This window comes from Paraburkholderia sp. (assembly GCF_024281035.1).
Classification (GTDB): Bacteria; Pseudomonadota; Gammaproteobacteria; order Burkholderiales; family Burkholderiaceae; genus Paraburkholderia.
The window spans coordinates 55,269-79,673 of record NZ_JAMXLH010000050.1 but is presented as its reverse complement, the minus strand read 5'-3'; the positions used below and the strand labels follow the sequence as shown (position 1 = coordinate 79,673).

The window sequence follows — 24,405 nt, the reverse complement described above, 5'->3', positions numbered from 1 at the left end:
CAAAGCTGCAATTGGAAAATAACAACCAAGGAACTCTAATGGCCTTTATTTCAGTCGGCCAACTCGCGCAATCCCTCGAAAGTCTTCAACGATTCCACGCCTTTTTCGGCGTGACTTTCTTATCGATGAAGCAGACTGGAGTCCAAGTGGGAACCCCCACTGTTTGGGGAAGCCAACAAGAAGAGGCTTTGCTTGGCCAATATTTCTCGCCGAACGGCGCTCCGCCTGGAAAGCCATACTGCGTACCTTTTGGGCGAAAGGAGCCGAAAACGTGGTTCTGGAAGAATTCCAAGTATTCCGGAGGCACACTTCAAAGTGCACGTTCCCGGGACGCCTACAGTAAAGCTCTGGAGCATCCGAGCGACAAGGAATGGGCCTTCGCACCGGACTATCTCGGCAAGCTAGAAGCACTCCTGCCTTCAAAGCAGCGCATACCCGTATTCGATTTAGCAGCATGGCTGTATCGGAATGAGGACCTGCCTCCATCCTTGGACGATGTTGAATCCAGGTTTCGCGAAGAATTCAAGGTCGCGGATGACGAGTACATGCGACTCTTCGACGCAACACGACCGACGCCGACACAATACTTCTCCCCGGCACCCATTCCCGAAGAAGAGCTCGCGCAATTGATACACGGGGTACCTCCGGGCCCCTCAATGCTTGGCCGTAGTGAAGCCGATTTGATTCAACATCTTGAGCGCTGGGTCTCGGAAAAAGAAGGGTTGGTATTGCCCGATGGCTTCATTCGGGCATTCTATGGCGCGCTGATTGCGCAACGATTTGTCGTCCTTTCTGGTCGCCCAGGCACGGGCAAAACTGCTTTCGTGAGGGCTTTTACCGAAGGATTGAGTCAGTTCTTCGAAAATTCAGTGTGGCCGCTCGAAGTCAGTGTCGGTAGTGACTTTTCCGAGGCCGATGTACTTGGTTACGAGAAGATTTCGGGCGGCATTGCCGCGACCGCGTTAAGCCGAAAGCTCTTCATGTCTGAACGCCCCAAAGACATCTACATTGTCTTGCTGGACGAAATGAATTTGAGCCACGTTGACCACTATCTAGCAAGACTCTTACCAGCGCTTGAAAGCGACGCGAAAGTAGAGCTACCAGGGCTAGACTCTGAGTCCCTGTTACCCTCGGACGCATTCATTGTCGGCACGGTCAATTCGTTCCTTGAGGAGACCACACGATTCCAGTTGAGCAGCCCTGTTAAACGACGCGCGAACATCGTCGAGATGCCCAACGCGCTAGGGGGACTCGTTGCCGACGACGACAGGGGCAAGTTCGACAAAGCCTGCGTTGACCTCCTTAAGCAAACCAAGGGACGTATTCTTAAGCGCCAGAAAGTGGGGTTCCCAAGCGTTCTAGATACGTTCCGACTCGAACGCTTAAATGCCGCGCTCGCCCCAAATTCAGACATACGGTCAAATCCGTTCGGCGATATCCTCTGGCACGTCTGCCAGATTTGCTCCCGAAGTGAGGCGACGTCGCTAACGCTAGGTGTGATTCAAGACATCCTAGACTACGTGGCAATGTCTGGCCGACCGTGGCGAGTCGCACTTGGCGAGCAACTTGCGTTCAAGGTTGCACCTCAATTGAGTGGCCCAGTCAAAGTTTGCGAAGAGTTGCTTTCTTACGTCGTGGCGATAGACACTGGAACAGGTGAGCTCCGTGCTGCAATCGCCGCACTGGAGGCGATTCTACAAACAAAGGATGCATCCACTGGCCACGTCCTGTTCAGGTACTGAGACGCTACGGAAGAGTTGCGCTCCAAATGGATTGCAACGCTTCTCGGACGTATCGATGAACGGCGTCCATTCCGCCGACACGTCCGAAGTGGTCGGCACGGATGGGGAGCTCGAGCAGAACATTGCCTTTCGCGGCGATGCTGCTCGCAGCAGGAATTGGACCTGGATATAGAATCCCGCCGCGATTGGCGGCGAAACTATTTAGATAGCCTTGCATTTCGAACAGGTCGACTTGCAAGGCACGTGAACTTGCAAAGTCGAGTTTAAACTTAGCATCTAGCAGTATTACATCGCCTGGGTGTTTGCCGACCAAAATGATATCGGGACGCTCATCGGCCGGTCGATTAGTTGCATCACGCCATGACGGCAGCTCAGCCTTTGGCGGCCTTGTGTCAAAGTACATCCTCCACTCGTCGGACGCCATCGACCAGCCTTGAGGGGAACGCTTACGCAAGTCGCAGTCCACCGATGAATAGGCGAGGCCGAATGCGTTACCAACTACGTGTGCCACAAAGGTTTGATAGATTTCCCAGACATCGCGTACGTTGACACGGATAGACTTTGCGAAATCCATACTATCTGAGATTTCGGAACCATATTCCGCTTGTAGGTCCCGTAGTCTTCCGTAACGCCGGTCCGCTCGCTGAATGTGTGTCGGCAATACGGCAGTTGGTCTTGCAAAAGGCCGAATTTCCATCGCGCCAAAAAGCGGCAGCGCGCGCAACGCGCGGATTCGCTCAGAATAGCGCCTAACTTCGCTGCGGACAGGCAATGCGACAAAGTTAGTCAAATCATCGCATTCGGTAGCCAGCGACCAGAGGAACGCGGCAATCTGTGCGTGCTCCTGCAGCCGAGAATGGCGCTCCCTTGCCGATACGACTACCTGTGACGGCCAATACCTTCGCTCGCCTACGTGGATAGGACCTGACTCGTCGGGTTCCAGCAGATTGTGGTTCTCGCGCAGCAGGCGACTCGTCCGGGAGACTGAGAGGCCCTTGCTCTGGAGCGAAACCTGTTTGGCTCTTAAGTTGCTTGTCGCTGGGCGCGCCTGAATGGAGTGCACAAGCTGTTCTATCTCGGGAATTCTGTCGCGCAGCCATGCGTAGTGAATCTGCGGCAATCGTACCTTACGGGTCGTACCATCGGACGCCATGTAGGCGAACTGACGTCTGTAGCCGAAGTACGAGTTGCTACAAATCTCCGCCATCGTACGTACTTCTTCCCATGTAGCTTTCGCCGTGCGTGTTCGGAAATCAAAGACACCACGCTCACCGTCGACGTGCACATGAAATCTATGGAAACCAACCTGATTGGTGAGGTCGGCGCTCCAAACAGCGAGCTTGGCATTTCGATTCCACGATATTGCCAATCGCTGCTCGTTGAGAAGCACTGCCGGGCGACTACGAGCCTCGACCGAACAGAGAACGACTCCTTCGGATATTTCGATGTCGTTCTGCCCTTGAGCCAGCTCGAATACTTCCCCGCCCTGCTCTATACGCATGGCCAACACCATAGCTAGGCAGCCGCCTCAACTGTAGCAAGCTCACCGAACTCTTTGCGGATGCGCGCGGAGGCAAAATCGGCATACTGCGACTTCAGCTCGATACCTACCGCATTTCGACCGCTGGCCAGAGCACTGACCATTGTCGTCCCCGAACCAACAAAGGGGTCTAGTACGGTCCCCCCTTCAGGGCAACCACACGCCAGACAGCGCTCTACGAGCTCGCGCGGATAGGGAGCGAAGTGTGACCCCGGATTTTCCGGTCGGGCAACGATTTTCCAGATATCCTCTTCACCGACAAGCCCCGACCTATCGAAGTAGTATTTCGGCCCCTTCGAAAAGATAAATACGTTCTCGTGGGTACGCCAAGGTCTGTCATGCGCGGTAGGTTCTGGAAGGGTGGCAGGCCGCTGCCAAATCACGGAGCTTCGAAGAGTCCAACCTTCCTGCTGTAAAGCGAGTGCGACACGCCACGGAATACCAATTAAGGACTTGCGCGGCAGCCCGAGACCAGGTCCATCGACCGCCCGCAGATGCCGCCGCATCATATTGCGGCCATTGTGCTTTTCGTCAGCGCCGTGCGGCTTTCCCTTCGCCGAGTAATAGGTATCGCCAAGATTAAGAAACAGCGTCCCATCCGGCGTCAGAGCATTGCGCACATTACTGAATACCTCGACGAGTGCATTCACATAGCCTTCAATGGTCGACTCATGGCCAATCTGTCCGTCTACCTCATAGTCCCGCTGCCAATAATAGGGCGGACTGGTAACGACGCAGTTAACACTGCTCGCTGGCAACATTGACAAAGCGGCATTTACGTCTGCATTCAAGAGGCTCCAACGAAGGTCTGCCGCCGTAGTCCCAGAATGGACGCGAACTTGGCCAGGCTCTACGTCGCGCTCCGGCTCCACGTTCGGCTTCAGTTCCTCAGCAGCTTCCTGACTAAGAGGGCCTCCTCCGCAGAATTCGCGAACCGCGCTCTCAGGTACGCGAACCTGACCATGTGCGCCAATTCGGAATGAGTGCAAGTCACCATTGCGAACGAGGCGGCGCACGGTGCTGACCGAGACTTTCAGGTGAGCTGCAACCTCCTTCAAGGTCAGATTCGATTCAATCATAAGTATGTATTCTGTACGTCGGCATTAGCTGTTCAAAACTGTCCATCATTCACCATTATGCGATACCTAGCCGTCCGCACGCAATCCAATTCGAAGGGCTGGCACAGTTCACACCTGCTCGATTGTGCGCAACGTCCCACTCAGGCGCTGTTGGTGTAGTCGACGCCGGTCACGCGAAGCAGCCCCCTTTTCGTAGCTGCGTACCGGTTTCCCCGACGTTTCAAGCGATAGGGCTTTCCTACAGGGTGGCACGGTCGAGCTCGCCGAGGCGGGACCGGATAAATCCCAAATCGGGAGTGGCCAGCATGAGGCCTCGTACGAGATAGCGACCTGCCAAGTCTTGCAATTCCTGTCCATCTAATCAGCCAATCCATTCCGTCATTGTCTAAGTCACGCATCCAAGCGGGGATGAGCTCCCATGTTTTGCCCGAAGCTCAGTGCTCTCTTGCCCGCTGGCCGGCTTGTCGAGCGGCCCGGTGCGTCCACTAAGACCGTAACAATCGCAGCGCTTGCAACCGTACGAATTCATCCGTATAGTTACTTATACGCGGTCGGCTTGCGGAAATCGAGCCAATCAAATCAAGGAGTTAGGATGCACGGCAGATACAGAATGGCCGGCCAGTTTTCGTCTCCCTGATTCGCCACCAGTTGCAAGAAAAGCCGCTGTTCCGCAAGGTTCAGCGGCTTTTTCTTTGTCCGTCACTTTTCGGCGGCCCCACCGGGGCCGCTTTCCCATGCGCCGTGCGCGCAATCCATGCGTACACAACGCGTCCCATAGCTCGCAATTCTGGCGACGGCGTCAACTCACCTTGTAAGCCGCAAATCTCGAATCGACTTCGGTCCCGAATGCGTGATTGGAGTAATTGCTCAGAACCTTAACGGAGACGGCCAGGATGATATAGAGCACATCCTGCTCCGTATAACCGGCATCGAGAAACGCGGCGACCTTGCCTTCGCCCGGTTTGCCGAGCGTACGAACGATGTCCTGAGTCAGACCGAACAGCGCTGCCAGCCTGGCATCGGGGATAGGTTGGCCGTCGCGAATGGCCTGCAGGACCGGGGCGGGCACCCCCGACATCTTGTCGGCAATCATGCTGTGAGCCGCCGTGCAATAGGCGCAGCCATTAACCTGGCTCACTGCCAGAAAGACAACCTCCTGCTCCGCCGGGGAAAAGCCGGACTCTCCCCGGAACAGTCCATAGCCGTGCAGATACGTGTCGAGAACCGCCGGAACATTGGCCATGTTGGCGTACATGTTGGGGATGAAACCAACCTGTTTGCGGGCCGTGTCCAGTATCTCTTTCTGCTTGCCTTCTGCAGATGCATGGTCAACAGGGGCAAGCGTTTTGATGTAAGGCATGTTCATCTCCATGGATGAGAAAACGAGGATGACCGCATTTCAATAGCGGTCAGTTGGCACGAGTGCCGCGACAGCGGTGCTCCAGCTGGATGGGAGGGCATTTCATCGAGCCGTAGCTGCAAAAGACGCAGCAGTCGCCCGGAGACGGTCGAAGCTGCACATGGCAGGCCTCGCACTCGTAAAAGAAGAGACACGCGTCCGTGGGCATGTCGAGTTCGACGGCATGGCCGCATGCCGGGCAGGTCAGTGTCGAGCGCAATCGAGCATCAATTGAGCCGGGTTGGAGATTGCTCACGCGTTCACCTCCTGCCACCTTCATGCGGAGCGAGGTCCGGGCCCAGCATGTACTCGCGCACCAGCTCCCGCGCGCGATGCAACCGGCTTTTGACGGCGCCCTGCGGCTCGCCCAGACGCGCCGCAATCTCGGCAATCGTCAACTCTTCGAAATCGCGTAGCAGCACGACTTCCAGGTAGTGCGCGGGCAACGATTCCAGGGCGTTGGCGAGGTCCACGCGTAGCGCGTCGTCGCTTCGGTGGGCGAGCAGCGCCTCAGCAGCCTCTTCCGGCAACGGGTCGTGCCTGAACATCATCCGTTGAAGCCTGCGGCATTCGCGCTTGATGACCGTGAACAGCCAGCCGGAGAACGCAGCAGCAGCCTTGAGACCCTTCACCTTGCGCGAGATGACAAGCAGCGACTCTTGCACGGCATCGTCGACATCGCTCGCGTGGCAGTGCTTGTATGCGTAACGCCGGGCGTCGGCCTGACATACGGCGAGCAGAGATGAGATAGCGGCAGCGTCTCCCGTCTGGGCGGCCACTATCAAGTTGTCCCGCTCGACCCCGCTCTTTGCCATGGCTTACTGTTCCTTGTCCAGTTTGCGCCCCACCATCGCACACATGGGGCAAAAGCCGATCAGGCCGCTCATGGCCAGCATCGCGCCGACGATGCCCGCGCCGATAGCCAGGCTTGAACCACCCCAGTTCATGACGGCATAGCCCAGGCTCATCAGGCCCATGATGACGCGCAGGACGCGCTCCCAGTTCGGAACGTTCTTCACATAGAACATGGCAATTTCCTTTGTCGGTGATTGAGGACAGCCCTCGCACACCAAGAGGCATCCACCCGGCAAAACGGTTCGCCGAACATGAAAAAAATGCGCGTTCGCGTTGCTATCCACCGACTGCGGCGCCGCAGCCAGCAAGGAGGCGAGCGTGCGAAATTCGATCTGATTTCTGCGCACAGTAAGGCGCTTTGAAGATGTTCGGATAAGAGGCTCAAAAACGCGTGGTCAATGCCGTGAGCCATGCGGGCGAATGACTCACCAGCCAGGCTTCGATGGTTTTGTCGGCCCCGCTCAGGATTAGCACGGCGATCGCCACCATGATGGCACCCATCGCAATCTTGCCGGTCTTCCCCGCCAGCATCAGCTTGCCGCGCATTTTCGCCATGGCGCCCCGTGAGACATAGGCCAGGGCCGCCACTGGCAAGGCGGCGCCGATGCCGAAGACACCCATGAGCAGCGCGGCTTGCGGCAGATGTGAACCCTGACTGGCCAGCATGACGGCCGCCCCGAGGGTGGGGCCCACGCATGGACTCCACACCACGCCCAGCACGAGGCCGATGGCGAACTGGCCCGACAGCCCGTCGGGCTGCATACGGGATATCAGGCTATTTCCCGCGTCACCCAGACCCGACGTCGCAACCGCGTAGCGCTGCTGCAGACTGCCTGACATCAGGACTACGCCCAGCAGTGCAAGCACGATCGCACCCGCATAACGGAAAACACCCGCGTCGACGTTCAAGGCCGTCCCCGCCGAGGCGAGCGAGGTTCCGATGATCGCGTAGGAAATCGCCAGCCCACCGGCGAGCGCAAGCGGCGCGCGCCGGTGCACGCTCGTCGCAGACCCGAGCAGGATGGGAACGAGCGGCAGGACACAAGGCGACAACGTCGAAAGGAGCCCTGCCAGAAAGCCAAAGCTGTAGGAGCCGAGACCGATTTCCATCAATTGACCGTCTTTCTGATGAGGTTTTCGATGCCCGAAGGCGTGGTGTCGCCCACCGAGCGCCCCACTTCCGATGCTCCCTTGAAGGCCACGAACGTGCTTTGCATGTTGACCTTGAATAGCTTCAGGGCAGCCTTGTTCGTGTCGAAATCGACCGTGAGCACCGTCACGTCCCGGTAGGCAGGCTGCTTCATGAGGTTCTCGACGATGGGCCGTTGGGCCTTGCAGGTCGGGCACCAGGTTGCACTGACATCGACGACCACGGGCTTGCCCGCCTGCGTCAATTGGTCGAACGCTTGCGGTGTGTAGGGCTTGATTTCGCCCGCCACGGTCAGGGAAGCCGATGCGGCCAGAATGATTCCAACGAGTGTGCGCAGAGCTTTCATGGTGCTTCCTTGCGTGCTTCACGGGATTGAAGGAGGAACCCCCACTAAGAGGCGGCCAGGTGCAAAAACGATTCGCGGTCCGCGAAAATATATTTGCGGTGCCGCCGAACCCTTTTCGTGCCCAGGGCCCTCTTAGCGGTCGAGGAGGCCTTCTGGCGCCTCGCACTACTCACCATCAAGGAGCCATCGTGAAGACATCGTTGAAACTCGCCTCTCTGACCGCCCTGACCGCCGCCACCCTGGCGTTGCCGGTCGCGGCCCAGGAAATGAAGGGCCCGGCGAAGTGCGCCCCCAACGCTGAAATGGCGAAGTGCCGCGCAGCAAAATGTGCGGGAAGATGCGCGCCCAGGAAGAGCATGAAGAAGGTCAAGTGCGGCGCCAGCAAATTCGCTCCGAAGTGCGGCCCGAAGTGTGGCCCGAAGTGCGCTCCGAAGTGCGCTCCTCAAAGCTGATACCCATGGCCCGGGCCCGGCAATCAACGCGTCCAGCCGGCGACGACGCGCGCGCCGCCGGCTTGCGTTTGCTCGATGTCTATGCCGGCCTCGCCCAGCGGAGTGAACATCTTCTGGATAGCCTGTTGCGCGGTCAGTCTCCGAAACAATGGACCCACTATCCGGAATATGACGCAATTGATGCGGACGGCAGTTACCAGTGGTTCTATCACTCGCACTCACCGGAAGACAGACCCGGCGCCAGAGAGCACGGGCACATTCACCTCTTTGCAAGGCGCAGGCTGTGGTCGCGACGGTTGCGCTCGAGGCGAGAACTGGCGTTCGCGCAACTTGCGGGCGGGGCTGATGCTCGGGTCGACACCCGGCACCTGCTGACCATCGGCTTCGATGCCAAGGGCCTGCCAATCAGCCTCTTTACGGTCAATAGCTGGGTAACGGGCGATTTGATGCTCAGCGCCGAGACGACGGTCGATCTACTGGACCATATGGTGCTGGAGACGGGCAACGCGGATATCGATGCCGTCATCGTATCGTTGGTACGCCTTTTCAGAACCGAAATCCGGGACTTGCTCGTGAGGCGGGATATGACGCTATTCGGATTCGAGGGGGACGATGTGCTTTCCGACGAATCACTTGAAATACTCTCGGAGCTTCCTGTCGATGTCGATTCGAAACTTGTCTGATTGCCGGAATACGCCCACGCAGATCAGGTCTGGACCAGAAGGCCCCTACCTGATTCGTCACTAGATGTAGAAAGGGCTTCCGGGAAATCGGAAGCCCTTTTCAGTTCCACAAGATTCAGGTTGTTCGGCAAAAATAAATTGCGGCGCAAAAGTGTCGATGCAGACGAGGCGGGGCCGAGCTTACCATTTGTGTGTTATTTTCTACGCACTCCTCTCTGTTTGATGCGTAATGAGGGGCAGTGCCGGGCAGCAGGTGTATCCGCTTTTTCCTAAACCGACTTCAGTCCGTACCAGACGCCACGCCCACTGCCGTGCAGCTCCAAATGTCCGCGATCGATCAGATCGCGGAAGTGCAGCTTCAAAGTGTTTCGATTGCTGCCTGTCAGCTTGATCGCCTCGGCCATCGTGATGCGGCCATGCTCACGGGCAAACGCGACGATCTGCAAGGACAGCGCGGGCAGTGGCCATCAAGCAATGCCCCGGCCACGGACATCATCATTGCCTCAGCCGCTCAACTTCCGCCAGAAATGCAGGAGTGAACCCGGCAATCAGTGTTTCAATGTCACGGACCTGAGGCTCGACGGCGAGCACAACAATGCCATCTGGCACGATGTCATAGATCACGAAGTGTTGCCGTGCGGGCACCATCAAGAAAGGTGCCGAGCGAAGCTGCCGCAAGCGGCCATCCTCCGGCCTGGCGGCCGCCCGTTGTATCGCAACGTACACATCATCAAGATATCGGTCGGCCACCGCTTCGCCCCATTCGCGGGTGGAGCGCACATGAATTCGACGTAGCTCAAGTGCCGCGTGGCGGGTCAGGAATAATCGGGCGGCAGATTCCGTCATTGCCAGCCCTCGGCCTCCTTGCGATCCAGCAAAGCCATGTCGGCCTTGAAATCCCCGGACGACGCAAAAACGCGGCCCGCGGCAAGATCACGGTAGCCCGCAAGGATAGCCTCTTGTAGAAACTGGCCTTCGCGCTTCTCCATATCGCGCCTGATGAGGTCGCGCACATACTCGCTAGGCGTCTCATAGAGACCTGTTTCGCCAACCATCCGGCTCACAAACTCAGCCAGGGGCTGCGACAGACGGGCATTGATGCGTTCGGACATAGGAAACCTCGCTGGCTCATTCGCGAAAAAATTGTCGCACAAATCGCGGCTTTATTCGCATCTATCGCACCACACCAGACCAGCGTCCTACTCGATCAGCGGCTTCAGTAGGGGGCGATAGTGGATTTCCCGCGATAATAGGCAACACCCTCTTCCTCAATAAGACTATCGTGATCGACACTGCAAGACATCTCTTTGGTGTCTTGCAGTAAACACCTGGCGGAAAAAGAGGCGCGCAAAGCGCTCGAACGCCCCACACCAATCACCCCTCGATCCGCTCCCGCGTCGTGCGCAACAACGCCGCCATCGCCGATGTCGCACGCGGCGCATCCCGACACGCAATCGCATCGAACACAGCCGTATGCTCCGCCAGCGCGGCGTTGAACACCTCCGCGCGCGCAGCATTCATACGCAACTGCCCCTCAAGCGTACGAGCAATCAGCGCGCCGAGCGGCACGAGCAGTTCATTGCGACAAGCCGCGAGCATGGCGAGGTGAAAGCGCAGATCGGCGCGCACCCATTCGTCGACGTTACGCGCGCCCACCATCGCGTCGTGCGCTTCACGCAGAACCGCCAGCGCATCGGCATCGTGCGCGCTCGCCGCCAGCCCGGCCGCGAACGGCTCAACCATCTCGCGCATCTCCTGAAGCTTGAGCGCGAACGCAAGCGGCGGCGCAACGCCCCCATACCAGTCGAGCACGTCGGCATCGAGCAGATTCCACGCTTCACGCGCGCGCACGCGCGTACCCACGCGCGGACGCGATTCCACCAGCCCCTTCGACGTGAGCGTGCGCAGCGCTTCGCGCAGCACGGTGCGGCTGACGTCGAACATCTCCATGAGTTCGGCCTCGCGCGGCAGCACTTGCGCGGGCGCGTAGTCGCCGCGCAGGATCGCGCTACCGAGTTCGAATGCCACCGTGCCGTGCAGATCGCGCTGAATCGCCGTTCTCCTCGAATGTCGTTGCGGTCCGCATGCCCAGATAATGGGACCCGAAGCCAAATAATACTATTAATAGCACTTAACAGCAGCTTTTGAAGTAGCATGAACGCCGAAGACGCGTGACCCACGCGCGCCGCACCCGACACCGGAAAAACCGGAGACACCGCCATGAAAATCACCAGGCTCGAAACGTTCGTCGTCCCGCCGCGCTGGCTCTTCCTGAAGATCGAAACCGACGAGGGCATCGTCGGCTGGGGCGAGCCGATCGTCGAAGGCCGCGCGCACACGGTCGAAGCCGCCGTCCACGAACTCGCCGACTATCTGGTCGGCAAGGACCCGCGCCACATCGAGGATCACTGGCAGGTCATGTATCGCGCGGGTTTCTATCGCGGCGGGCCGGTTTCGATGAGCGCGATTGCGGGCATCGATCAGGCGCTCTGGGACATCCTCGGCAAGCACCACGGCGTGCCCGTTCACGCACTGTTGGGCGGCCAGGTGCGCGACCGGATCAAGGTCTATTCGTGGATCGGCGGCGACCGTCCGCACGACGTCGCGAACAACGCGCGCGCGGTGGTCGAGCGCGGCTTCAAGGCCGTGAAAATGAACGGTTCGGAAGAACTGCAGATCATCGATACCTTCGACAAGGTCGAAGGCGTGATCGCCAATGTCGCCGCCGTGCGCGAGGCGGTCGGGCCGCACGTGGGCATCGGCGTCGATTTCCATGGCCGCGTCCACAAGCCGATGGCGAAGGTGCTCGCGAAGGAACTCGATCCGTACAAGCTCATGTTCATCGAAGAGCCCGTGCTCTCCGAAAACGTCGAGGCGCTGCGCGACATCGTCGACCAGACCAGCACGCCGATCGCGCTCGGCGAGCGGCTCTACTCGCGCTGGGACTTCAAGCACATCCTCGCGGGCGGCTATGTGGACATCATCCAGCCCGACGCTTCGCACGCGGGCGGCATCAGCGAATGCCGCAAGATCGCCGCCATGGCCGAAGCGTATGACGTCGCGCTCGCGCTGCATTGCCCGCTCGGTCCGATCGCGCTCGCGGCCTGCCTGCAGATCGACGCCGTGAGCTACAACGCCTTCATCCAGGAGCAGAGCCTCGGCATTCACTACAACAAGGGCAACGATCTGCTCGACTACATCCATAATCCGGGCGTGTTCGCGTACGAGGATGGATTCGTGTCGATACCGCAGGGCCCGGGTCTCGGCATCGACGTGAACGAGGAGCAAGTGCGCGAGATGGCGAAGACCGGCCATCGCTGGCGCAATCCGGTGTGGCGTCACGCGGACGGCAGCGTCGCCGAGTGGTGACAGGCGTGGTGACCGGCCTCAACCGCGCGGGCGGCGTCAAACGACGCTGCCTGCAAGACGCGTTTCAGCGCCGCAACGTTTAAGGCCGGTTCGAAGCCGATTCGCCGCGTGACGCCATTGGGCGCACGCGGCGATTGTCTTCATGCGCACATAAAACCATCGCCGCGAGCCCCGCCGCTCATGATCCGTCGCGCACGAGGCGCGCACCGACCGCAACCGGCGCTGCGCTGGCGTAGTCCTTGCTGAATCCCCAGGACCCATTGCGCGTTACAGGGATTCACATGGACACGACGCTCCCGGACTATCTGATCCGCGAACAGGCCGCCGTCGGCGCGCTGGTCGTCTTCGGCATCATGCGGGTGATCGTTGCGGCAATCGCCCGCGCGCACGGCTGGCGCATCCTCGCCGTCGAACACGCGTTCATCGGCGTTGCGGTGCTGTGGTGCGCGCCGCAACTGATCGATCTGTTGTGGGATCCTTCGTCGGTGTCCGCACTCGCCGAACTCGAAGGCAAGGCCGCCGGGTGCGCCATCGGCCTCTTCTTCTCGCCGATCCTCAGTCACCGGCTCGGCTACGAGTGAGGCCGCTGCATGTGGCCTTCGCGGCCTTCGGAATTCACGTATCAGCCGTGCAACACGTAGGCCGGCACGCTGCGCGCGAGCACGGCCGCCAGCACGAGCACGCCGATCATCACGATCGCTTCCAGGTGAAGCACGTTCACGAAGCGCCGCGCCGCCGCCGTCGAAGCCGACCGGCGCAACTGCGCCATGGCGACGATCCGGTTATAGCCGCCCAGCACGAGTGCGAGCGCCACGAGCCCCGCCTTGAACAGCAGCACGTGGCCCCACGAACTGCCGGTCAGCGCGGCGAGCGAGCCGCCTGAGCCGCGCACGGCATTGAACACGCCGGTCGCGAACATGAAGCCCACCGAGAACATCGCCACGTTCGACACCTGGGTCGACGTGCGGATCAGGATGCCGCGCGCCGTCGACGCACCGAGCGCCGGCAGCACGGCAAATCCGCCCGCGAGGACGATGCCGCCCCACGCGCTCGAGCTCAGGACGTGCAGCGCGTGCATGCCGAGCGCGGCCGAGGCGAAGCCCGAATCGGCGGCATGGCCGAGCGCCGCGCGCCCCAGCGCGATAACGACGAGCGCGATCCAGAGCACGCCGTCGCGCACGCCGCCGGACCGGAGGAATGCCGTCGCAACCAGCACGAGCGCGCCGCCAGCGGCGACGCCCCACGCCTGCCCGACGTGCGTCTGCGTGAGCACCGTCGACACGACGCCGAACGCGGCAGGCAGGCGCTCACCGCTCATCGACGCGCTTTCGTAGAGCAGCCACATCGCCAGCGCGATCACGAGCACGATGGCCGCCGCGCGCAGCGAGCGTTGTGCGCGCAGCCATGCCGCATGAGCGGGCGAGACGGGGCGATGCCCGTCCCTTTCGAGCCACGCGCCGTAGAGCGCCGAACCCAGGGCGAATGCGTACGCAACGTTGATGAGGGCGGCCATCGCGACCTGCCCGATCCAGAGCCAGTCGGGTTTCATCGGGCCGTCGCCTCCCCGCGTTCACGCAACGAAAAGAGATACGCGGGGCAGGTACGCCGCATCGAACAGCAAAGTGCAATTGGAGTCATCGAGACCAGTGGCAAAGAAGCAACATGAAACATGAGTACATAGGCATCGAAGCAAACCCGAAGCAAACATCGAAGAAAACGCAAATTAAACAGCAGCGAGCCACGCGATGCACCTCGTCCGAAAGGCATCCCCCGCATGGCTCCAATGCGGATTCGGGCACGCGGGCGCCGAACAAACGCGTGCCACGGATCCGGCAACCGGTGCAGAATGATACCGGCTGATTCCGGCGATAGTGCTCCGGGTTGTTGCAATGGCGTTCGGGTAAGCCCTTGCACGGTCGGCGCGGCATGTGCGACAAATGGTCGCCGCAAGACGGCGATGATAGAATTTCGCGTCGCCGCAGCGCGCAAGGCCAGCAGATTTCAGCGCGCGCAGCCTGGAAGCCGGGTCGTTCGAAGCCCGGTCAGGTCCACGATAAAGATGGAGTTAAGCGTGTTCCCAAGACGCCTCTTCCGACCGCTCATTCCGCTCGCCGCGCCCCTCGGAGCATTGCTGGTATTCGGGGCGACCGGCGTTTTCAACGCGGCGCACGCACAGACGCCGCAAGCGAAGGCCCCACAAGCCAAGGCCCCGGACACGATCGAAGCGCGCGTGCGGGGCTGTGCCGCCTGCCACGGCAAACAAGGCCAGGGTTCGGACAACGATTACTTCCCGCGGCTCGCCGGCAAACCGGTCCAGTATCTGTTCAACCAGTTGGAGAATTTTCGCGAGGGGCGCCGCAAGTACCCTCCGATGAACTACCTGGTCACCTATCTCTCCGACGACTACCTGCACGAGATCGCGACGCACTTCTCGCAGCAGCGTCCGCCTTATCCGCCGCCCGCCACACCGACGGTCTCCGCGAGCAAGCTTGCCCGCGGCAGCGAAATCGTCCTGCACGGCGACCCGGCGCGGCAGGTTCCGGCCTGTGCCGCATGTCACGGCGAGAAGCTGACCGGCATGGAACCGGCGATTCCGGGTCTCGTCGGCCTGCATGCGGACTACATCAGCGCGCAGATCGGCGCGTGGCGCTCGGGTTCGCGGCGTGCCATCGTGCCGGACTGCATGCATACGATCGCCACGCGTCTATCCGACGAGGACGTGAGTGCGGTCGCGGCCTGGCTCTCCACGCAGCCCGCTCCGCAAAATCCCGTGCCGGCACCGGCGGGCTCGTTGAAGACACCGCTCGCTTGCGGCAGCGAGCCGCAATAAGGCGCCTGGGGGAGACAGCCATATGAAACGCAAGTCCCTGTTCGCTCTTTCCGCGGCCGTCGTCGTTGCGGTCGCGGCACTCGTGCCGGTGCTGTGGTCCGGCCTCGAAGCGCTGCACATCGGCGAGGCGCTCGCGGCCGCGCCCACCGACGAGGCCAACCTCATCAAGCGCGGCGAATACCTCGCCCGCGCCGGCGACTGCTTCGCGTGCCACACCGTGCGCGGCGGCAAGCTGTTCGCGGGCGGCCTGGCGATGGCGACGCCGTTCGGCACGCTCTACACGCCGAACATCACGCCCGACGATCAATACGGCATCGGCAAGTGGAGCGCCGACGACTTCTATCGCGCGATGCACACCGGCCACTCGAAGGACGGCAGCCTGCTCTATCCGGCGTTCCCGTTCGCGAGCTACACGAAAGTCACGCGCGCCGACGTGGATGCGCTCTACGCGTTCCTGCGCTCGGTGCCGCCCGCGAACGTGCCAAGCCGCCCACACGAGCTGCGCTTTCCGTTCAGCAACCGCAACCTGCTGATCGGCTGGCGCACACTGTTCTTCCGCGAAGGCGAGTTCGCACCCGATCCGACCAAGTCGGTCGAGTGGAACCGCGGCGCGTATCTCGTCGACGGCCTCGGCCACTGCGCGATGTGCCACACCTCGATCAACATGGTGGGCGGCCCGGTCAACTCGGCGGCGTTCGGCGGCGGGCTGATCCCGCTGCAGAACTGGTATGCGCCTTCGCTCACGTCGGGCGAAGGCGGGCTCGGCGACTGGGACATCAAGGACATCGTGAGCCTGCTGCGGACCGGCGTCTCGCAGCGCGGCGTGGTGTTCGGCCCGATGGCGGACGTGGTTCACAACAGCTTGCAGTACCTCTCCGACGAAGACATCCGCGCGATGGCGACGTACCTGAAGACCCTCCCGCAAAAGAGCGAGGCGCCCGAGACGACGCAGATGGAGACGTCGGAAGCCTTCGGCGGCGAACTGCTGCAGCAAGGCGAGAAGATCTATCGCGACCAGTGCGCGAAGTGTCACGCGGACAACGGCCTCGGCATGCCGCCGAACTACCCGCCGCTCGCGAACAACCAGTCGATCCAGATGCATTCGGCCGTGAACCCGATCCGCATGGTGCTCAACGGCGGCTATCCGCCGAGCACGGACCGCAATCCGCGGCCCTACGGCATGCCGCCGTTCGCGCAGTCGCTGTCGAATCAGGAGGTCGCAGCCGTGGTGACGTTCATCCGCATGTCCTGGGGCAACAAGGGCAGGCCGGTATCGCCGCAACAGGTGGCCGAACTGCGCTCCGCACCGCTCGACTGACGCTGTGGCCACAGATTGGGGCCACAGCGTCCCCTGCAAACCCATGCAAGTAGTTACTGTTATAGTTGCGTAGTGGCGTCTGCCTGACAGGGCGCAGCCTGCCGAACATCGCGGGTTGCGCCCTTCGCTATTTCGGGCCCGGATTGTGCGGCACGCTTCGGTGCCTGTGGTGCCTGGCTTTTGTGCCCTGGCACACAGCGGCATCGTGCCGTTCGTGGTGGCATATAGGCGGCATACAGGCGGCGCATGTCGCAGAAACGAAGGCGTCCGGTTGCACAGCGCGCGGCGTGCAGCCGGAAAAACACCGGAACAACACCGGAAAAACGCCGGATACATGCAGGAACAAAGCAGCAACCAGGCAGGAAGGAAGCGGAAAGAACCGAAAAGCGCCGCGCAGCAGAAAAACAAGGAGTGGTTATGCACGCTGGTGAGCGTCTGAACAGCATTACTCACCTCGTGGGCGCAATGCTGTCGATAGTGGGCCTCGTGTCGCTCGTGACAATCGGCGCGCTCGATCACGATGCATACAAGGTCGTGAGCTTCGCAGTCTACGGCGCGATGCTGTTCACGCTGTACACGATTTCGACGCTTTATCACGGTGTGCGCGGGCCGCGTCTGAAGGCAATTCTTCAGAAGTGCGACCACTCGGCCATCTATCTGCTGATCGCGGGCAGCTATACTCCGTTCACGCTCGTCACGCTGCGTGGGCCGTGGGGCTGGTCGCTGTTCGGCGTGAGCTGGGGACTGGCCGTCCTCGGCATCGCGCAGGAACTCACCATCGGCCGGCGCACGCGCGTGCTTTCGATGGTCCTGTACGTCGTGATGGGCTGGCTCGCGGTCGTCGCGGTCCGCCCGTTGCTCGAAGCGTTGCCGCCAGGCGGCGCCGCGTGGCTACTGGCCGGCGGCATCATCTATAGCGCCGGCATTTATTTTTTCATCAATGACGAACGCATCCGGCACGGACACGGTATCTGGCACTTGTTCGTACTCGCAGGAAGCGTCTGTCAATTCGTCAGCGTTGCGCGCTACGTCGCGTAACGCGTCTTTTGCGAAGCCATCGCGCGGCCGCCGCAGTGTCCGCGGCCCCGCGATGCAACTTAACGCCAGCCGGCGCATCTAGATAGATCGCCGACAATGCGGCGCGCGCACTGGCGCGCCGTCCCGTAACGCGAGAAGGCCGGGATGCCGGGTCCGCCCTGTGTCCCGTGGCGCGCGCATGTGCGCTGCGCCTTGCCGCTCGCGCCACCGCAATAAAACGAGTGTCTATGTCTTTTGATTCTCTCGGCTTGTCCGAACCGCTAATTCGCGCCGTCAACGAACTAGGCTATACCACCCCTACGCCCATTCAGCTGCAAGCCATTCCCGCCGTGCTGAACGGCGGCGACCTGCTCGCGGGCGCCCAGACGGGCACCGGCAAGACCGCCGGTTTCACGCTGCCGATCCTCCAGCGCCTCAATGAAATGCCGGCCGCCGCGAGCGGCAAGCGCGTCGTGCGCGCGCTCATTCTCACGCCGACGCGCGAACTCGCCGCGCAGGTCGAAGAAAGCGTGCGGGCCTACGGCAAATATCTGAAGCTCAAATCGACGGTGATGTTCGGCGGTGTCGGCATCAACCCGCAGATCGACGCGCTCAAGCGCGGCGTGGATATCGTCGTCGCAACGCCTGGACGTCTGCTCGATCACATGCAGCAAAAGACGATCGACCTCTCGCAGCTCGAAATACTCGTGCTCGACGAAGCCGACCGCATGCTCGACATGGGCTTCATCCACGACATCAAGCGCGTGCTCGCGAAGCTGCCGCCCAAGCGCCAGAACCTGCTGTTCTCGGCCACCTTCGCCGACGAAATCAAGGCGCTCGCCGACAGCCTGCTCGATTCGCCCGCGCTGATCGAAGTCGCGCGCCGCAACACGACTGCGGAAACGGTCGCCCAGAAGATTCACCCCGTCGATCGAGACCGCAAGCGCGATCTGCTCACGCACCTGATCCGTCAGCACAACTGGTTCCAGGTGCTCGTCTTCACGCGCACGAAGCACGGCGCGAACCGGCTCGCCGAACAGCTCACGAAGGATGGCATCAGCGCGCTCGCGATTCACGGCAACAAGAGCCAGTCGGCGCGCACGCGCGCGTTGAGCGAGTTCAAGGACGCCACGCTGCAGGTGCTCGTCGCGACCGACATCGCCGCGCGCGGCATCGACATCGACCAGTTGCCGCACGTCGTCAACTTCGACCTGCCGAACGTGCCCGAGGACTACGTCCACCGCATCGGCCGCACGGGACGCGCGGGCGCGACGGGCGAAGCGGTGTCGCTCGTGTGCGTCGACGAACTGCAACTGCTCAAGGACATCGAGCGGCTCATCAAGCGTGCCGTGCCGCAAGAAGTCATCGCGGGCTTCGAGCCGGACCCGAACGCGAAGCCCGAGCCGATCCAGCGGCGCAGCCAGGGCGGCGGCGCACGCGCGCCGCGCCAGGGACAAGCGCAGGGGCAAGGGCAAGGACAGGCGCGCGGCGCCGCTCACCGCGGGCAAGGCGGCAAGCCGGCGCAGCCGCGCAATGAGTCGCGCGGCGAGTCGCGTAACAGCGGGAATGATGGCAACCGCGGTGGAAACGGTGGCAGCAACGGCGGACGCGGTCGCGGCGCGAATGGCGCAGGCAACGACGCGCAGCGCTCGGCGAAGCCTGCGGGCGGCGCTCGCCCCGTGAAGGCACAAGGCCCGGGTGCCGGCGCCCAGCGCGCCGAGCACACGCGGCGAGAAGGCGCCCGCGATCACGATCGCCCGCGTGGCGCGGCACACGATAGCGCAACCGGCCGCACACCGCGCAAACCGCAGACGAACCCCGGCGCGCTGCTGGGAGGCCGTCCGGGCAGCGGCTCGCGCGAACGCTAAGCCGGATGCGGCGGCGGGACGGCATGAGCCGTCTCGCTCGCCGTTGTCGACCGCGTTCGGAGCGGCAGATCAAAGGCCGCTTCGCGCTTTGCGTCGAGCAGGAGTGCCCCAAGCGGTCGGCTTCGCCGATTGGCTTTTCCGCTCGCATTGCCGTTGCGGCGGCTGTACCGCGCAAAAGAAAAGGCCCGCGGCGTGGCGGGCCTGTGTGCTGCACGCGGGCCGCACGCGCGGTGCGTCAGCGAAAGAACACGTGCTGCGTGATCTTCGCGAGCGGATAGTGCACGCCGGGCTGGATCTTCGCCGGGATATCGAGCGGCTTGAGCAGCATCTTCACGCACATGTCGGCGGAGAGATTGTGCCGCACGAGACGGCTCACGCGCGCGGTCAGTTCGCGGTTGTAGGCAGGATCGCTCACGCGCTCCGGATAGCGGATCGCAAACACATGGCGCAGCGCGATCTCCGAATCCTCGTTCTTGATCTCCATTACGCGGCGCAGCAGTGCACCGAGCACCGCCAGCCTGCCGTGGCCCTCGATCTGGTTGTACTTCTTGAAGTAGTGGAAGAAGTGCTTGTAGTGGCGCACTTCGTCGGTGCGGATATGGCCGGCAATCTCCTTGAGCACCGGCTCGTCGGAGCATTCGCCGATCGCCCGGTAGAGCGTGGCGGTACCCGTCTCGACCACGCAGCGCGCAACCATTTCGAGCGCGCGCGTCTTCTCGAACTCCTCGAACGAACAGGTCTTCGAATACTCGTCGAAGAAGTTGTGAAACGCGGTGTCCCAGTCGAAATCGGGCCACACGTACTGAATGTAGGTCTGTAGCGCGCGGCCGTGCTGAAGCTCCTCCGGTTCCCACTCGGTGGTGAGCCATTCGGAGACTTCCGGGTCGCCGTTGAAGAACACGCTCAGGTTACTGGTGTACAGGTCGGAGCCGCTTTCGATGAACGAGGATGCGCACAGCAGCAACAGCAGATCTTCGTTCACAACAGCACGTTGGCGGTCGATACGCGTGAAATCGATGTCTTCGATTCGCCAGGGCATCTCATGGCCTGGCTCAATAGCGTCGCGCATTGTCTTGTTCTCCCGAAGCGGAGTCTGTGCTCGCACAGGGCGCAGCTTTCGATTCAAGAAGGCGGGTGCATAAGCGTGGTGAAAGGTATCACCCACCTTTAATCCATCTTAGCTGTTGTTTCGCGAGATTGCAGTCCGCGAGCACGGATCGCTACTCGCCCCCGCAGTTCCGGAAATAGACGCCTTGAACGTGCCCCGCAGCCGCCCGCGCCGGGCTGCTGCACCGGCGCGCCGCCGCCGCGCAATGCACTGCGCATTGTCGCGCCGCATCAAAAACCTGAAGTGAAATCAAGGTTTTAGCCGAACGTCACACCCGCTTGTGGGCCGCATCGATGTCAATCAAAAAATTTTCGGAATGTGATTTGTAGAACGCTGTCTCGTTGACTACACTCCAGTTCCCCGTCGCCGATCCAGGGCTGGACAGCGTTTGGCCTGTCCGATCCGTCAGCCGAAACCGGCAGTGCATTTTCAGAGCGCGATCAGCACGGGTGCAGGCTTTCGCTCACACCACCGCATTTTGTCGCCGGGCCGCCCTGAGGGCCGCTTTCGCCGACTTCTGATGCGGCAACACGGAGAGAACGATGCTGAGTCCGCATGAATTCGCCACCCTGCTGCTAGTGAAGGACGCGCCGCACCAGATCGACATGGAGCGGGAAGAACTGGACGCCCTCCTCGAACGACAGCTCGTCCAGCTGGAGCGGCTGGCTTCCGGCCGACAGCAATGGCGACTCACTGAAACCGGCAACTCCGCGTTACGGGCCATCAAACGGTGTACTTAGGCGGGCGGGGCACTCGCGCCCCGTAAATCCGTCAACGCTTTCGACTTGCGCGGACACCGGGATTGTCCGCCGCAATGCTCTGTCGAGCGCATCCCCGATGCAGGCGCATCGCTGTAGTTGTACGCGCCTGCAGTGCATGGTCACGCGGACCCGCGCGCTTCATGCCCGCGTGACCACTTTTTTTCCGGTCGACCGTAGCCGTTGGCGGCACATCTGGTGCGCGTCTGGTGCGCGTTCGCCGCGTATTTGCGCCGCGTTTACTACGTTCAACCCGCCCGCAAGGTCGGGTCGACCGACGCGCGCCACGACACGGCCAGCGCCCGCTGTTCGTTCAGGTAGGTCACCCACCGCGCGCGCGCCTGCGGATCGCCGCTCTTGCCGAGTGACGCGTAATGCTGCGCGAGCGCGGCCTGGAAGCCGCAGAACTGGTCCTGCGTGAGCTTGCCGCGACGATGCGCGACGAACGCGTCGAGCGTCGCGGAATAGACGGCCGGGGCGTCGGCGCCGAAATCGACCGGATGGCCGCCGCACATGCCCTGTAACGCGGCGAACGACGGCGCCCGCCAGCCGCCCTCAACCCCCGGCGGCGTAATCGCGCATCCCGCCAGCACCGCCGCCGCGCCGATCATCGCAAGTCCACGCATGTATTTCCCCGTCTTCATTTGAGCAACCGGTCACTGACTGTCGATGCGGCTATTGTCGCATTGCGTCGAGCGCGCCACCTATCGGCCATTCGGCCTGGCCGGCCGGCCAACCCGCGCCGCACGGGGCGCCGCCGCAAAAGCACGTATCATGGCGGCTTCACCCATTTCGCCAGCGCCTCGGCGCCCAGCTCTTCGTTTTACGCATGATCGACCATCTCATCTGCGACTGTGACGGCGTACTCGTCGACAGCGAAATCATCGCCGACCGCGTCCTGTTCGAAACACTCACGCAGACCTTTCCCGGCATCGACTTCCGCGCCGCCGTGAAATCGGCCTTCGGCCAGCAAACCTCGCGCTTTCTGGAAGACGTTGCCGCGCGCTTCGGTCTCACGATGCCCGAGGACTTCCTCGCCACCATCGACCACAACGTCGACACCGCGCTGGCCGCGTCGGTGAGCCCGATCAACGGCGTGCGCGACGCGCTGCGCCAGATCCCGCTGCCGGCCGCCGTCGTGTCGAACAGCCGTATGGCGCGCGTGAGCGCATCGGTGCGCCGCGCCGGGCTCGACACCCTCTTCGGCCCACGTGTGTTCAGCGCCGATCAGGTCGCCCGGCCCAAGCCTTACCCCGATGTTTATCTTTTCGCCGCCGAACAACTCGGCGTGGAACCGGCGCGGTGCCTCGTCGTGGAAGACAGCGTGTCCGGCCTGAACGCCGCACGCGCGGCGGGGATGAAGACCATCGCGTTCGTCGGCGCAAGCCACATCCCGTCGGGCTATGCCGACGTGCTGCGCAAGATGGGCATCACCCGGATCATGGAACGGATGGATCAATTGCCCGCTCTCGTCCTGGCGGGCATGCGCGGCGAATTCGGCGACGTGCAGTCGTAAGGGGCGGGACGCCGCGCGGGACGTGCGCACGGCGCCGCGCGCTCGCGCGCAGCAAGCCCGGCGTGATCCGGGCACCTTGCCGCTTATTTCACCGCTTGCCTCACGGCTTATCTCACCGATTGCCTCGCCGGTTGCCCCACGGCTTGCCTCGCCGGCTACAGCGAACCGGCGAGTCCTCCCCGCTTCAGGCGGGTTCGGCGCAGCGCTCGCGCAACGCGGCGAGCGACTCGCGAAACTCCACGAGTTCCGCGATCGACAGCATCGGCAGGCCGTGCAGCTTCGCGAAGCGCTCCACCTGTTCGCCGCGCGCCATCGTGCCATCCGGGTTCATCAGTTCGCACAGCACGCCCGCTGGCGCGAGACCCGCGAGCGCGGCGAGATCGACCGTGCCTTCGGTATGGCCGCGGCGCGCCAGCACTCCGCCGGGCTGCGCGCGCAGCGGGAAGACGTGGCCCGGGCGCACGATGTCGGCGGGCACCGCATTCGGGGCAATGGCGGCGCGGATCGTCGTCACGCGGTCGACCGCCGATACGCCGGTGCTCACGCCATCGCGCGCCTCGATCGTGACCGTGAACGCGGTGCGGTTGCGGCTTTCGTTGTGCGAGACCATCGGCGGCAGTTCAAGCGCGCGCACTTTCTCGTCGGACAGGCACAGGCAGACAATGCCGCTGCATTCGCGGATGAAAAGCGCCATCGTTTCGTTGGTCAGACGTTCGGCGGCGACGATCAGGTCGGCCTCGTCCTCGCGGTCGTGATCGTCCTGAAGCACGACCGGACGGCCGTCGCGCATGGCCTGCAGCGCGGCGGCGATGCGCGGCGGCACCTGCGCGGCGTCGAGCAACTCGAGATCGTGAATCGCGTCGAGCGGTTGCCCGGCAGCGGCAGAAGCTGAAATAGCGGTGGGGATAAAAGGCATGTGAAACGTCCTCGCAAAAGTTGGGCGAAAAACGTTTCAGGGCATTGTAAACAGACAGGACACCCTTCTCTACGGACTCGGGACGCGCGCGAATTGCACCTCTGAATGCACACCCGCAAAGGCGTGTTCGCGCACGGCCGCAAAGCCGCAATGGCCGGGCGGGCATGACCATCTGCACATCTTCTTCCATCCGGACTCTGACCGTCGGCTCTGGCTTCGCACCAGATCTGCTGACCCTGCACGCCTGTGGCTCACACCACGGGACTGGAAAGCTCGCGCAGGCGCTCGCGGGCTCGCTGGCCAGGCCTGACGACCTGGGCCGGCATACCGCCGGTGGGGAATTTCACCCCGCCCTGAAGACGCACTGATTGCCGGATCAACCGGCGGGCAAAGCATACATCAGCCGTCCGCGATATGCAGAGTAACCACGACGACAGTGCGGCACAGTTGCACATGCAA

At 62.1% G+C, this 24,405-nt stretch carries 26 protein-coding genes and 1 riboswitch; of the genes, 10 read left to right on the top strand and 16 right to left on the bottom strand.

Going from position 1 to position 24,405, the window contains the following annotated elements:
• Window positions 1-38: 38 nt before the first annotated feature.
• On the top strand, window positions 39-1,742 hold the full coding sequence (locus Q0L30_RS16620) for a hypothetical protein (protein WP_296658523.1): 1,704 nt from the start codon (window positions 39-41) through the stop codon (window positions 1,740-1,742).
• Between the two features lie 4 nt (window positions 1,743-1,746).
• On the opposite strand, the gene Q0L30_RS16615 is transcribed toward Q0L30_RS16620, so the two are convergent.
• The 8 genes from Q0L30_RS16615 to Q0L30_RS16580 form a co-directional block, all read right to left on the bottom strand.
• On the bottom strand, window positions 1,747-3,243 hold the full coding sequence (locus Q0L30_RS16615; protein WP_296658520.1) for a hypothetical protein: 1,497 nt from the start codon (window positions 3,241-3,243) through the stop codon (window positions 1,747-1,749).
• A gap of 14 nt (window positions 3,244-3,257) precedes the next feature.
• Window positions 3,258-4,361: a DNA methyltransferase gene (locus Q0L30_RS16610; RefSeq protein ID WP_296658518.1), complete on the bottom strand. Its 1,104-nt coding sequence runs from the start codon at window positions 4,359-4,361 to the stop codon at window positions 3,258-3,260.
• Window positions 4,362-5,160: 799 nt separating this feature from the next.
• Window positions 5,161-5,721: a carboxymuconolactone decarboxylase family protein gene (locus Q0L30_RS16605; protein ID WP_296658516.1), complete on the bottom strand. Its 561-nt coding sequence runs from the start codon at window positions 5,719-5,721 to the stop codon at window positions 5,161-5,163.
• Window positions 5,722-5,770: 49 nt separating this feature from the next.
• Window positions 5,771-6,040, bottom strand: a complete 270-nt coding sequence (locus tag Q0L30_RS16600; protein WP_296658514.1) for a GDCCVxC domain-containing (seleno)protein — start codon at window positions 6,038-6,040, stop codon at window positions 5,771-5,773.
• Window positions 6,021-6,575 carry a sigma-70 family RNA polymerase sigma factor gene (locus tag Q0L30_RS16595; RefSeq protein WP_296658507.1) on the bottom strand — a complete coding sequence of 185 codons (555 nt, stop codon included), beginning with the start codon at window positions 6,573-6,575 and terminating at the stop codon, window positions 6,021-6,023. The genes Q0L30_RS16600 and Q0L30_RS16595 overlap by 20 nt, the downstream gene beginning before the upstream one ends.
• A gap of 3 nt (window positions 6,576-6,578) precedes the next feature.
• The gene (locus Q0L30_RS16590) at window positions 6,579-6,788 is read right to left on the bottom strand and encodes a DUF2892 domain-containing protein (protein WP_296658505.1); all 210 of its coding nucleotides are present in this window, start codon (window positions 6,786-6,788) and stop codon (window positions 6,579-6,581) included.
• Window positions 6,789-6,996: 208 nt separating this feature from the next.
• Window positions 6,997-7,725, bottom strand: coding sequence for a cytochrome c biogenesis CcdA family protein (locus Q0L30_RS16585; RefSeq protein ID WP_296658502.1), 729 nt, complete (start codon window positions 7,723-7,725; stop codon window positions 6,997-6,999).
• The gene (locus tag Q0L30_RS16580; protein ID WP_296658500.1) at window positions 7,725-8,111 is read right to left on the bottom strand and encodes a thioredoxin family protein; all 387 of its coding nucleotides are present in this window, start codon (window positions 8,109-8,111) and stop codon (window positions 7,725-7,727) included. The genes Q0L30_RS16585 and Q0L30_RS16580 overlap by 1 nt, the downstream gene beginning before the upstream one ends.
• A 337-nt stretch (window positions 8,112-8,448) precedes the next feature.
• On the opposite strand from Q0L30_RS16580, the gene Q0L30_RS16575 reads away from it, so the two are divergent.
• Window positions 8,449-9,246 carry a hypothetical protein gene (locus Q0L30_RS16575; protein WP_296658497.1) on the top strand — a complete coding sequence of 266 codons (798 nt, stop codon included), beginning with the start codon at window positions 8,449-8,451 and terminating at the stop codon, window positions 9,244-9,246.
• Window positions 9,247-9,515: 269 nt separating this feature from the next.
• Here Q0L30_RS16575 and Q0L30_RS16570 read toward each other — a convergent pair whose 3' ends face one another.
• From Q0L30_RS16570 to Q0L30_RS16555, 4 genes are all read right to left on the bottom strand, one after another.
• On the bottom strand, window positions 9,516-9,692 hold the full coding sequence (locus Q0L30_RS16570) for a DUF977 family protein (protein ID WP_296658495.1): 177 nt from the start codon (window positions 9,690-9,692) through the stop codon (window positions 9,516-9,518).
• Between the two features lie 49 nt (window positions 9,693-9,741).
• Window positions 9,742-10,092 carry a type II toxin-antitoxin system RelE/ParE family toxin gene (locus tag Q0L30_RS16565; RefSeq protein ID WP_296658492.1) on the bottom strand — a complete coding sequence of 117 codons (351 nt, stop codon included), beginning with the start codon at window positions 10,090-10,092 and terminating at the stop codon, window positions 9,742-9,744.
• The gene (locus Q0L30_RS16560) at window positions 10,089-10,358 is read right to left on the bottom strand and encodes a CopG family transcriptional regulator (RefSeq protein ID WP_296658490.1); all 270 of its coding nucleotides are present in this window, start codon (window positions 10,356-10,358) and stop codon (window positions 10,089-10,091) included. The genes Q0L30_RS16565 and Q0L30_RS16560 overlap by 4 nt, the downstream gene beginning before the upstream one ends.
• Window positions 10,359-10,620: 262 nt before the next feature.
• Window positions 10,621-11,340 carry a FadR/GntR family transcriptional regulator gene (locus Q0L30_RS16555; protein ID WP_296658983.1) on the bottom strand — a complete coding sequence of 240 codons (720 nt, stop codon included), beginning with the start codon at window positions 11,338-11,340 and terminating at the stop codon, window positions 10,621-10,623.
• Between the two features lie 126 nt (window positions 11,341-11,466).
• On the opposite strand from Q0L30_RS16555, the gene dgoD reads away from it, so the two are divergent.
• Together dgoD and Q0L30_RS16545 are read left to right on the top strand one after the other, a co-directional pair.
• The gene (gene dgoD, locus Q0L30_RS16550; protein WP_296658487.1) at window positions 11,467-12,615 is read left to right on the top strand and encodes a galactonate dehydratase; all 1,149 of its coding nucleotides are present in this window, start codon (window positions 11,467-11,469) and stop codon (window positions 12,613-12,615) included.
• Between the two features lie 281 nt (window positions 12,616-12,896).
• Window positions 12,897-13,196: a hypothetical protein gene (locus Q0L30_RS16545; RefSeq protein WP_296658484.1), complete on the top strand. Its 300-nt coding sequence runs from the start codon at window positions 12,897-12,899 to the stop codon at window positions 13,194-13,196.
• A 41-nt stretch (window positions 13,197-13,237) separates the two neighbouring features.
• Here the strand turns inward: Q0L30_RS16545 and Q0L30_RS16540 are convergent, their stop codons facing one another.
• Complete coding sequence (locus Q0L30_RS16540) at window positions 13,238-14,164, bottom strand: CopD family protein (protein ID WP_296658482.1); 927 nt, start codon at window positions 14,162-14,164, stop codon at window positions 13,238-13,240.
• Between the two features lie 510 nt (window positions 14,165-14,674).
• Here Q0L30_RS16540 and Q0L30_RS16535 point away from each other — a divergent pair.
• The 4 genes from Q0L30_RS16535 to Q0L30_RS16520 all read left to right on the top strand — a co-directional run bounded on the left by Q0L30_RS16535 (window position 14,675) and on the right by Q0L30_RS16520 (window position 19,648).
• The gene (locus tag Q0L30_RS16535) at window positions 14,675-15,445 is read left to right on the top strand and encodes a c-type cytochrome (protein ID WP_296658480.1); all 771 of its coding nucleotides are present in this window, start codon (window positions 14,675-14,677) and stop codon (window positions 15,443-15,445) included.
• 22 nt (window positions 15,446-15,467) lie between these two features.
• The gene (locus tag Q0L30_RS16530) at window positions 15,468-16,763 is read left to right on the top strand and encodes a cytochrome c (protein ID WP_296658476.1); all 1,296 of its coding nucleotides are present in this window, start codon (window positions 15,468-15,470) and stop codon (window positions 16,761-16,763) included.
• A gap of 417 nt (window positions 16,764-17,180) precedes the next feature.
• A complete protein-coding gene (locus tag Q0L30_RS16525) occupies window positions 17,181-17,801 on the top strand; it encodes a hemolysin III family protein (RefSeq protein ID WP_296658474.1) in 621 nt (206 codons plus the stop codon).
• A gap of 227 nt (window positions 17,802-18,028) precedes the next feature.
• Window positions 18,029-19,648 carry a DEAD/DEAH box helicase gene (locus Q0L30_RS16520; protein WP_296658471.1) on the top strand — a complete coding sequence of 540 codons (1,620 nt, stop codon included), beginning with the start codon at window positions 18,029-18,031 and terminating at the stop codon, window positions 19,646-19,648.
• 235 nt (window positions 19,649-19,883) lie between these two features.
• Here the strand turns inward: Q0L30_RS16520 and Q0L30_RS16515 are convergent, their stop codons facing one another.
• Window positions 19,884-20,687, bottom strand: a complete 804-nt coding sequence (locus Q0L30_RS16515) for a ferritin-like domain-containing protein (RefSeq protein WP_296658981.1) — start codon at window positions 20,685-20,687, stop codon at window positions 19,884-19,886.
• A 611-nt stretch (window positions 20,688-21,298) separates the two neighbouring features.
• Here Q0L30_RS16515 and Q0L30_RS16510 point away from each other — a divergent pair.
• A complete protein-coding gene (locus Q0L30_RS16510; protein WP_296658469.1) occupies window positions 21,299-21,496 on the top strand; it encodes a hypothetical protein in 198 nt (65 codons plus the stop codon).
• Between the two features lie 266 nt (window positions 21,497-21,762).
• Here the strand turns inward: Q0L30_RS16510 and Q0L30_RS16505 are convergent, their stop codons facing one another.
• A complete protein-coding gene (locus Q0L30_RS16505) occupies window positions 21,763-22,158 on the bottom strand; it encodes a hypothetical protein (RefSeq protein WP_296658468.1) in 396 nt (131 codons plus the stop codon).
• A gap of 185 nt (window positions 22,159-22,343) precedes the next feature.
• On the opposite strand from Q0L30_RS16505, the gene Q0L30_RS16500 reads away from it, so the two are divergent.
• A complete protein-coding gene (locus Q0L30_RS16500; protein ID WP_296658465.1) occupies window positions 22,344-23,030 on the top strand; it encodes an HAD family hydrolase in 687 nt (228 codons plus the stop codon).
• Window positions 23,031-23,214: 184 nt separating this feature from the next.
• Here Q0L30_RS16500 and ribB read toward each other — a convergent pair whose 3' ends face one another.
• Window positions 23,215-23,946 (bottom strand): 3,4-dihydroxy-2-butanone-4-phosphate synthase, encoded by a 732-nt coding sequence (ribB, locus tag Q0L30_RS16495; RefSeq protein ID WP_296658463.1) that lies wholly within the window; start codon window positions 23,944-23,946, stop codon window positions 23,215-23,217.
• 174 nt (window positions 23,947-24,120) lie between these two features.
• Window positions 24,121-24,311: riboswitch (FMN riboswitch) on the bottom strand.
• Window positions 24,312-24,405 lie beyond the last annotated feature (94 nt).